We start from the raw sequence: 2,413 nt of genomic DNA, 5'->3' as shown, positions 1-2,413 counted from the left end.
CTTTCCCCCTCTCATTCTTCCTTCTTCCTTCTCTCCTAGATAACTAAATTTTTCTTCCTTCTTCCTTCTTTCTTCTCTCCTAGATAACTAAATTTTTCTTCCTTCTTCCTTCTTCCTTCTTCCTTCTTCCTTTGACTTAACTGCTACGGGGTTTTTCAGTGGCCATGAGAATTAAATAGTCATCATTTTCTAACTGATAATTTGCTGGAGGATTAGAAATAACTTCTCCCTCTATCCCTTTTTGCACAGCCAAAACAATACTTTGATAAGTTTGTTTCATATATATTAATACATCTATAAATGCTAGTCCAATCTTAGATTTAGGAACGGGAACTTTATATAATTGATTACCATCTTCCGAGCGTAATATCTCGTAGATGACTTTAGTAATGCCATGATTTAGCGCTGCTTGAGAAATCAGCATACTGCTTAAATCGCTACTAACGATGATTTCATCAGCGTTAGCTCTTTTACAAGTCTTTACGTAGGCTTGATCTACTAATTCTACAATTGTATAAGCGTCGGGATTAATGCTCTCTACAGTCAGCGTAGATAGAATGGCTTTAGCATCGCGAGCTGTATCATCTAAATTATCGTCACCTAAAATTATCACTGTTTTAGCTTTAACTAAGTTAGCACGATGTAAGGTTTCATCACACACTTGACCTTTGATAAAGAAAAAATCGATTTCATCTAGCGGCTTCCTTTCTATATCAGCAATTAAAACCAGTGACTTTCCTTGGTTTTGAGTATCGATACTCAATTCATTCAGAATTACTCGCGCTCGATAATTCCATCCGCACAAAATAGTATGATTTTCAAGATTGCGCTCGCCCATACCTAGATAGTCTTTCATTTTTTTACCTATTAAAAGAGTTGCCATTGTCGCACTGAATGTGGCTAGTAGACCGATGCCGATAAACATATTAACGACAGCTATTAGCCGACCAAAAAGTGTCGTAGGGGCGATGTCACCATAGCCAACAGTGGCTAATGTAACGATGCTCCACCATACAGCATCAATGAAGGATAAATGTGGCTCCGCCCAGGATAAACCTAACCCACTAACTATAATGAGGAGAGCAATAAATATGAGTAGCCGATCCAGATTTTCATTCTGCAAAAAACGCAGGATCTTTTGCGGATTTTTGCTCGAAACTTTCAATTTTTTTTGGTTCTGATTTTTTAAATCCCTCAATTTTTGTTTCTCTCATTACACCCGATATTATGTTTAATTAGGTGGATTTACTTATCATCCGCTGATGTCATTTCGATCGCAGAAAAAGGCTTTCGCCTGGAGATCGCTAGATTTTAGCTATTCTAAATAATTTAGGCTTTGGCAGCAGGCAAAAGCCTGAAAAACCAGTCTTTCCAGAAAATTATCTCCCCGTAGTGACATCATCGGGCTTAGATGCCTCATAGATAGCAGATTAAAAAGTTAAAGATTGCCAATTAGGTAGACAATTTTTAGTTCAGAAGTGAATATTTGCTTGCTTCAACCGCCGCAATGCTTCTCCTAAGCGATCGCAATCTGCAATCAAGCTAATCCTTACATAACCCTCACCCCCACTCCCAAAGGCATTCCCTGGGGTGACAACTACTCCGGTTTGCTGCAACACATTCAGGGCAAAATCAGTGGAACTAATTCCCGGAGGACAGGGAACCCAGAGATACATTGTTGCTAAAGGCTTCGGTACATTCCACCCTAATTCTGCTAATCCATTAATTAGGAAATCCCGGCGAGTTCGGTAACGTTCCTGTACTTCGGTCAAATATCTATCTGGCAATTGTAATGCGGTTTCTGCTGCGGTTTGGACTGCGGTAAATATGCCATAATCAAGGTTAGTTTTTAATGTCCGTAAACCTTGAATAATCCGGCTATTTCCAACTACAAACCCGACGCGCCAACCGGCCATATTGTAAGTTTTAGATAGGGTGTGGAACTCTACGCCGATGTCTTTACCGCCGGGAATTTCTAGCAAACTTGTGGGTTCATAGCCATCAAAGGCTAGTTCCGCATAGCAGAGATCGTGGACTAGCAAAATTTGAAATTTGTGGGCAAAGGCGACTATATCTTTGAAAAATTCGCGGGGGGCGGTTGCGCCTGTGGGGTTGCTAGGATAGTTGAAATAGAGGACTTTGGCTTGTTCGGCTACTGCGTCGGGAATATCGGCTAAGTCAATTACCCAGTCGTTTTCAGGCTTTAAGATGATGCTGTGAATTTTACCACCAGCGATCGCAGGGCCGCGAAAGTGGGCGGGATAGGCGGGGGATGGTACTAATACTAAGTCGCCTGGGTTGATGTAGGCGATCGCGAGGTGAGTTAAGCCTTCTTTTGAACCTAATAATGGCAAGGCTTCGCTATTAGGATCTAGTTCGACGTTGTAGCGGCGGCGATACCAGTTGGTAATGG

The 2,413-nt window shown here is 41.4% G+C and carries 2 protein-coding genes; both read right to left on the bottom strand.

The features are described from left to right. Positions 1–136: 136 nt before the first annotated feature. Positions 137–1,165, bottom strand: a complete 1,029-nt coding sequence (locus PN499_RS11045) for a potassium channel family protein (protein WP_272031915.1) — start codon at positions 1,163–1,165, stop codon at positions 137–139. Between the two features lie 307 nt (positions 1,166–1,472). Next, positions 1,473–2,413, bottom strand: a 941-nt coding sequence (locus tag PN499_RS11040; protein ID WP_272031914.1) for an aspartate aminotransferase, incomplete at its 5' end; no start/stop codon positions are given.

Origin of the sequence: Kamptonema animale CS-326 (assembly GCF_028330895.1) — a bacterium.
Lineage (GTDB): Bacteria > Cyanobacteriota > Cyanobacteriia > Cyanobacteriales > Microcoleaceae > Kamptonema > Kamptonema formosum.
The sequence above is the reverse complement of the archived record's forward strand: the minus strand, read 5'-3'. Positions and strand labels throughout refer to the sequence as shown.